This window comes from Spirillospora sp. NPDC046719 (assembly GCF_040645715.1).
GTDB lineage: Bacteria > Actinomycetota > Actinomycetes > Streptosporangiales > Streptosporangiaceae > Spirillospora.
In genome coordinates this window covers 1-7,698 of the sequence record NZ_JBEYYT010000433.1, presented here as the reverse complement: position 1 = coordinate 7,698, position 7,698 = coordinate 1, and the positions used below count along the sequence as shown (strand labels likewise).

Genomic DNA, 7,698 nt, shown 5'->3' with positions numbered 1-7,698 from the left:
GCGAGCCGGCGCGGCAGCGGCCAGCCCGCCCGCGCGGACTGCTCGCCGACGACCTCGGGCGGCGCGGCCGGGTCCGACAGCAGCAGCGCCAGCAGCCGGCCGCGGCGCTGCTCGCGCTCCCCGGCGGCCTTCTCGCGCGCCCGCGCGTACCCGTGCGCGGCGGCGGACGCGAGCGCGTCCAGGTAGGCGAAGTTGGCCTCGGCGAGCAGGCTGACCAGGGCGCGCGGGCGGCCGAGCCGCTCCGCCTCGACCGCCAGGTGCCGCCAGGCCAGCCGCGACGCGACCCGCATCGCGTTCTGCAGGTGCTCCAGGCTGCGCCCCTCGACGGCCTCGCCGTACCCGACGTCGAAGAAGACCTGGTACACCTCCTTCCAGGAGGTGTCCGGGTCGGCGATCATCTGGACGAAGTGCTCCATCGCGTGCGCGACCGCGGCCTCGGCGACGCGGACGTAGGCGGCGTCGCCCGGCCGGTCGTACTCGGGGACGTGCCGCAGCACGCCCTGCACCATCGGGCCGAGCAGGTCCGGCAGCCGCGGGCGCATCCAGCGCGCCTCCTCGGCCGGGACGTCCCGCCACGGCTCCTCCGTCAGCCCGTCCAGAACCGGCGATCCGGTGTGCGCGTCCTCGTATGCCGTCGTCATGGCGACACCTCCTCGACCGAGCGCCCGGTCGTCTCAACCTAGGCACCGGACCGGGCGGGCGACACTCATCCGTCCGCACCGCCGGGCGGGGCCGATTGTCAGCCGTTTGACAAGGGTCCGCGCCCGGCGGCGGGCGTCCTGCGGCGACGCGGCGGGGGTGCTCAAGTTCCGGTCAAAGCGTGCATGGCGGGGGGTCCGCCGGGTAGCGGCCCCACCGAGTGCGATCACCGAGCAGCCACGAGGAGCTGGACCATGGCCAACCCGGCCGGCCACGAGGACCGGAAGCAGGAGCAGCTGGAACGGCGGCGCGTGAGCCCGGACGGGGCGGCCGGGCTCACCACCGACCAGGGCCTCCGGGTCGACGACACCGACAACTCCCTGACGGTGGGCGAGCGGGGCCCGTCGCTGCTGGAGGACTTCCACCTCCGCGAGAAGATCACCCACTTCGACCACGAGCGGATCCCCGAGCGGGTCGTGCACGCGCGCGGCTCCGGCGCGTACGGGCACTTCACGCTCACCGAGTCGCTGGCCGACTACACCACCGCCGAGTTCCTGCGCGACACGTCGCTGACGACGCCGGTGTTCGTGCGGTTCTCGACGGTCGCCGGGTCGCGCGGGTCGGCCGACACCGTCCGCGACGTCCGCGGCTTCGCGACCAAGTTCTATACGAACCAGGGCAACTTCGACCTGGTCGGCAACAACATGCCGGTCTTCTTCATCCAGGACGGCATCAAGTTCCCCGACTTCGTGCACGCGGTGAAGCCGGAGCCGCCGAACGAGATCCCGCAGGCGTCGTCCGCGCACGACACGCTGTGGGACTTCGTCCAGCTCCAGCCCGAGACGATGCACATGATGATGTGGCTGATGTCGGACCGGGCGCTGCCGCGCAGCTTCGCGATGATGCAGGGGTTCGGCGTGCACACGTTCCGGCTCGTCAACGCCGAGGGCCGCGGCACGTTCGTGAAGTTCCACTGGAAGCCGAAGCTCGGCACCCACTCGCTCGCGTGGGACGAGACGCAGAAGATCGCCGGCAAGGACCCCGACTTCAACCGGCGCGACCTGTGGGACCGCATCGAGGGCGGCGACTTCCCCGAGTACGAGCTCGGTGTGCAACTGGTGGCGGAGGAGGACGAGCACCGGTTCGGGTTCGACCTGCTCGACCCGACCAAGATCATTCCGGAGGAGGAGGTGCCGGTGCGGCCGGTCGGCCGGATGGTGCTGGACCGCAATCCCGACAACTTCTTCGCCGAGACCGAGCAGGTCGCCTTCCACCTCGGCAACGTCGTGCCGGGCATCGACTTCACCAACGACCCGCTGCTGCAGGCGCGGCTGTTCTCCTACCTGGACACCCAGCTGATCCGGCTGGGCGGGCCGAACTTCCCGCAGATCCCGGTGAACCAGCCGGTCGCCGACGTCCGCAACCACCAGCGCGACGGGTACCACCAGACGAAGCTGCACCAGGGGCAGGCGAGCTACCACAAGAACTCGCTCGGCGGCGGCTGCCCGGCGGTCGGCGGACCCGGCTCGTTCACCCACTACCAGGAGCGCGTGGACGGCGAGAAGATCCGCAAGCGGAGCGAGAGCTTCAAGGACCACTACTCGCAGGCGACGCTGTTCTGGAACAGCATGTCCGACTGGGAGAAGGAGCACATCGTCGGCGCGTTCCGGTTCGAGCTCGGCAAGTGCGAGCACAAGCACATCCGGGAGGGCGTGGTCGCGCAGCTCAACCACGTCGACCACGACCTCGCGGTGCGGGTCGCCGAGGGCGTGGGGGTGGAGCCGCCCACCGACGCCCCGATCGCCAACCACGGCCGCACCTCGCCCGCGCTCAGCCAGGACAACGCGCCCGCCGAGTCGGTGCGGGGCCGCAAGGTCGCGATCCTGGTGGCGGACGGCGTCGACTCGGCGGCCGTCGGCGCGGTCGGCGACGCGCTGACCGAGGCGGGCGCGGTGTGCGAGGTGCTCGCCGCCGAGGACGGGCACGTCCAGGCCGCCAACGGCGCGCAGGTCTCGGTGACCCGCGCGATGCCGACCGTCGCGTCCGTCCTCTATGACGCGGTGCTGGTGCCCGGGGGAGAGGCGAGCGTGCGGACGCTCGCGCGGGACGGCGACGCGGTGCACTTCGTCGCGGAGGCGTTCGTGCACTGCAAGGCGATCGGTGCGCTGGACGAGGGCGCCGCGCTGCTGGAGCGGGCCGGGATCACCGGAGTGAAGACCTCGGAGGACGGCACGGTCGAGGACGCCGGCGTCGTCACCGGGCGCGGCCCCGGCGGCGGCTTCGGCGCCGTGTTCATCGACGCGATCGCCAAGCACCGGCACTGGCGCCGGCAGAAGGACCACGTTCCGGCCTGACCGGGCGGAGCCGGACGGAGCCGGGGGAGCCGGGGGAGCCGGACGGAACCGGGCGGGGCCCGGCGCGGTAGCACGCTTCGAGCGGGCGCCGCGCCGGGCCCTGCTCCATGTGGCCGCATTCTGCCAAATGATTTGTGGGCCATGTCACAAGAACGGCGGTCCGCGGAATCATTGAAACCTGATCTGAAAATCTATCTTGTGCGACTGCCCGTTTAAAGCGCACGGCCGGAAGGGCGGGAAACGCGCGCATTCCGCCCGCATTCCGGCTGGACGGGGCCGGGCCCGCCGCCCGCCGCCCGCCGGCCGACCGCGGCCGTCCGTGCAAGTGGCTCCTGACATGCGGGTTCCGGGCCGTCCGCGCCCGCCGTACGGCGCGTCCGGCGGGCCGCGCCTTGCCGGTCTGGGAAGACCCGCGCCGCCCGGACTGCCCATGGGTGCAGTTCATCCGGACGCATTTCTGTAGCAAGATGACGGCCGTCCCGCTGGATTTCCTGTGCTTCCGGTAAGGGTGCCGGGCGGCCTTTTCGCGGGCCGCCGGGCAAGGGCATGGGGCCGATTATGGAGGGAGGGCGCATGGCCGCGTCCGTCATTGAACGATTCCGCGAGCTGGTCGTCGACGAGTCCGATCCCTTCTACTTCGACCACCCCCTCGACCATGTGCCGGGAATGCTGCTGTTCAGCGGCATGCTGGACCTCGCCGTCCGCGCGGACTCGGCGCGATCGCGCGGACGGCGGGCCGGGCGGGTGGTGGCCGGGCTCGACTTCACCCGGTTCTGCGAGCTCGACCGTGGCACCACGCTGTCGTGCCGTCCCGTCCCTGGCCGCAACCGCGCCTGGACGGTCGCCGCCCGGCAGGGGGCCCGGGAGGTGTGCGCCGGCTCGATCGCGTTCACCGACGACGACGCCCCTGCGGCCGGGCCGCCCAGCCCAGGGCGCCCGCGCGCCGTGATCCCGCCGTCCCGGCAGGCGAGCGCGGACCTCGTGCACCGGCGCCGTCCGGAGAACATCCTGGTGGGGGAGCCCGTGCGGCGCGGGCGCGGCGCGGTGGAGGCGGCCGTGCTGCGGCCGCCGGGCAGGGACCGGGCCGCCTGGAGTCCCGTGGAGATCGTCGAGGCGGGCCGCCAGTTCGCCACGCTGCTGGAGCACAGCGAGCACGGCAGGCCGATGGACGCGCGCCTGCTGTGGGTGTCGCTGCGGCTGGACGTGCCGTTCCGGCTGGACGGGGCCGTCCCGCTCCTGCTGCGCTGGCCGGTCGCGCGGGTGCCGGGGCCGCGGTCCCGGTGCGCGGCCACCCTCGCGGACGCCGCGACGGGCGCCGACCTCGGGTCGCTGGCCTACGAGGCGTACGCGGTCGACGCGGAGCGCTACGAGCGGACCCGGTCGTCATGAACCATCCGCTCCGCGAACCGGTCCGCGACCCGCTCCGCGACACGGTCCTGCTGCTCGCGCCCCGCGCGGCCTTCCTCGCGGGCGCGGGCCTCCTCGTGGCCGGGATCGCCGTCCACGCGCCGCGCGACGGCGCCGCGCCGGCGGTCATGCTCGCGCTGTACCTGGGATGGCTGCTGCTGGAGGCGCCGGTGACGTTCCGGCGCGCCGCCGCGTCCCCGGCGGACGCGCGGACCCTGCCGCCGTACGCGCTCGCCCGCCTCCTGCTGGTCGCGTCCGCCTCCCTCGGGCCGTTCCCGTGGCCGGCGTCGTCGCCGTGGACGGCGGTCCCCGTTCTCGCCTCGGTCGCCTTCGTCGCCGGGGTCGCGCTGCGGCGGACCGCGATCCGCACGCTCGGCCGGTTCTACTCGCACCACGTGGTGCGGCAGGACGGCCACCGCGTCGTGACCGGCGGCGTCTACCGGGTCGTCCGGCATCCGGCGTACGCGGGGATGCTGCTGGCCAACCTCGCCTTCGCCTGCTTCTTCCTCGCACCGCTCACCGCGGCCGCGTTCGCGCTGCTCGCGGCGGCGGTCGCCTGGCGGATCCGCGTGGAGGAACGGGCGCTCTGGGACGTTCCGGGCTACCCGCCGTACGCCGCCGGACGGGCGCGCGTGCTGCCGAAGGTGTGGTGAGCGGGTCGATGATCTCGGGATCGATGGGGGCGGGATCGATGGGGGCGGGATCGATGGGGGCGGGGGAGGTCGGGCACAAGTTCGCCCGGCTGGAGACGCTGCGGGACGCGGGCTTCCCCGTGCCGGAGTTCTTCTGCGTGCCCGTGTCGGAGTTCGACCGGGCGCTGGACGCGCTGAGCGGCGGCCTGCCGCCGCGCTCGGCGGTCCCGGCCGCGCAGTGGTGCGGGTTCGCCGCGCAGGCGCTGGCGGCGGCCGTCCCGGACGGTGCCCTCGCGGCCCGCCTGCTCGCGGGTTTCGACGAGCTGGCCGGCGGCGGGCCGGCGGGCGCGCGCGGGACGGTCGCCGTGCGCGCGTGCGCCGTCCCCGGCCCGGACGGGAGGGGCGAGGACGCGGCGGACGATCCGTTCGCCGGGCTGAGCGACAGCTTCCTGTACGTCCGGCGGGACGGGCTGCTGGAGGCGGTGGCGCGCTGCTGGGCGTCGGCGTTCAAAGCCGAGGCCGTCCGCTACCGGGAGTTCCGGGGGATCGACCCGGCGGCCGCGCGGGTCGCGGTCGGCGTCCAGCGGATGGTCCCGGGAACCCGGTCGTTCGTCGCCTTCACCCGCGACCCCCGCGACGGGACGCGCCGGCACGTCATCGCCGCGGCGCACGGCATCGGCGAGGGCGTCGTCCAGGAGAAGGCCGACGTCGACCACTTCTTCGTCGATCCCGGCACCGGGCGCGTCGAGGCGGAGGTCGTGACCAAGCACCGCATGGTCGGGCCGCCGGAGGAAGGCGGGGACGGTCCGCGGACCGTCGCCGTCCCGGAGGGCCTGCGCACCGCGCCGGTGCTCACCGACGAACTGGCCAGGGAGATCAGCGGCCTCGCGGCGCGCGTCGAGCGGCTGTTCGGCCGCCCGCAGGACATCGAGGGGACCGTCACGTCCGACGGCGCCGTCCACCTCGTGCAGGCCCGCCCGCTGGCCGCCGCCGCCGACGAGGGGCGGCCGCGCGTCCACTGGGGCAACCACAACATCACCGAGAGCTTCCCCGGCGTGTCCGGCGCGCTGGCGTACTCGCAGGCGCGCGCCTTCTACCAGCTCGCCTTTACCGACCTGTACCGGCGGATGGGCGTGCCCGCGCGGCGGCTGCGCGCGAACGGCCACCGGCTCGCGCGGATGGTCGGGCACCTCGACGGCCGCGTCTACTACCGGCTGGACGACTGGCAGGAACTGCACGGGCAGCTGCCCGTCTTCGACCTGATCCGGGCGGGCTGGGAGGAGGGGATGGGCATCACCGGCGAGGCGCGATCGGGCCGGCGGTGGCCGCGCGCCCGCGTCGCCGCCGCGCTGCCCGCGCTCGCCTGGCGCGCCGCGGGGCACCGCCGCGCCACCGTCCGGTTCCTGCGCTGGTGGGACGCGCTGATGGCGGACGTCCGCGGCCCCGCGTCCCGCCCGCTCGCCGAGTACTCCCCGGACGAGCTGATCACCCTGTACCGGTGGGCGTGGGCCGAGGTGTCGGTGCGCTGGGGCGTCACGCTCGCCAACGGCGTCTACGGCCTGCTCCTCGTGCGGGCCGCCACCGCGCTGCTGCGCCGCTGGACGGGCGCCGGACCGGAAATGCTGCCCGGGCTGCTGTGCGGCGGTCCGGAGAACCGGTCGCTCGCCGCCGTCCGCGCCGCGATCGCGCTGGCCGAGCGTGCCGCCGGGGTGCCCGCGCTGAAGGCGGCCCTGCTGGCCGACGACCTGGGCGGACGCACCGACGAGGAGCATCTGCGGGCCGTCTGGGCCGACATCGCCGAGGGCCGGCACGGCGCGTCGCTCGCCGCGTCCGCCCGCGCCTACCTGTGCCGCTATGGCGACCGCGCGGTGCACGACCTCAAGCTCGACGAGCCCACGCCGCGGCAGCGGCCCTGGATGACCGCCGCGCTCCTGCGGCCGCTCGTCCGGCAGGGCGCGACGGTCGCCGCGAACCGGGCGGCCGAGGCGCGCGCAGCGGCCGAGGCGCGCCGCAGGCTGCGCGAATCCTGCCCGGGCCCGGCCAGACGGGCCGTCCTGCGCGTACTGCTCGGCATGATGCGCTGGTCCGTGCGCGCGCGGGAGGACGCCCGGTTCTGCCGCACGCAGCTGTTCGGGCTGTCCCGCGAGGTGATGTGGCGGCTCGGCGGCGATCTCGCCGCCGCCGGGCAGCTCGACGACCCGCTCGACGTCGCCGACCTCACCGTGGAGGAGGTCATCGGCGCGTTCGACGGCACGCTGCCCGGCTGCGACCTGCGCGGGCTCGCCGCGCTGCGGCGCGCCGAACGCGTCCGGAACCGGGCCGTGCCGCCCCCGCCCGCGCTGCTGTCGGCGCCCGCCGCGCGCCCGGCCGCCGCCGCGCTGCGGCACGCGCGCCCGCTCGGCTCGGACGGCGACGCCGGCGCGGACGGCACGCTGCGCGGGCTCGGGTCCGGCGGCGGGACGGTCCGCGGCCGCGCCAAGATCGTGCTGGACCCGCGCGTCCCGCCCGGCGACTGCGCGGGCCGCATCCTCGTCGCCCGCGAGACCGACCCCGGCTGGCTCTCCCTGATGATCGCCGCGTCCGGGCTGGTCGTCGAGCGCGGCACCCTGCTCTCGCACACCGCCGTCACGGGACGGCTGCTCGGCGTGCCGACCGCGGTCGCGGTC

General features: G+C 74.9%; 5 protein-coding genes. 4 read left to right on the top strand and 1 reads right to left on the bottom strand.

Going from position 1 to position 7,698, the window contains the following annotated elements:
* Positions 1–641: PucR-like N-terminal domain-containing protein (locus ABZ914_RS42060; RefSeq protein WP_500200293.1), on the bottom strand; the 641-nt coding region annotated here is incomplete at its 3' end.
* A 252-nt stretch (positions 642–893) separates the two neighbouring features.
* Here ABZ914_RS42060 and ABZ914_RS42055 point away from each other — a divergent pair.
* From ABZ914_RS42055 to ABZ914_RS42040, 4 genes are all read left to right on the top strand, one after another.
* Complete coding sequence (locus ABZ914_RS42055) at positions 894–2,993, top strand: catalase (protein ID WP_500200291.1); 2,100 nt, start codon at positions 894–896, stop codon at positions 2,991–2,993.
* 573 nt (positions 2,994–3,566) lie between these two features.
* Positions 3,567–4,382, top strand: coding sequence for an AfsA-related hotdog domain-containing protein (locus ABZ914_RS42050; protein ID WP_500200290.1), 816 nt, complete (start codon positions 3,567–3,569; stop codon positions 4,380–4,382).
* Positions 4,379–5,053 (top strand): methyltransferase family protein, encoded by a 675-nt coding sequence (locus ABZ914_RS42045; RefSeq protein ID WP_500200288.1) that lies wholly within the window; start codon positions 4,379–4,381, stop codon positions 5,051–5,053. Before ABZ914_RS42050 ends, ABZ914_RS42045 begins: the two co-directional genes overlap by 4 nt.
* A partial coding sequence (locus tag ABZ914_RS42040; RefSeq protein WP_500200286.1) for a PEP/pyruvate-binding domain-containing protein occupies positions 5,050–7,698 on the top strand: 2,649 nt, incomplete at its 3' end. The genes ABZ914_RS42045 and ABZ914_RS42040, both read left to right, overlap by 4 nt.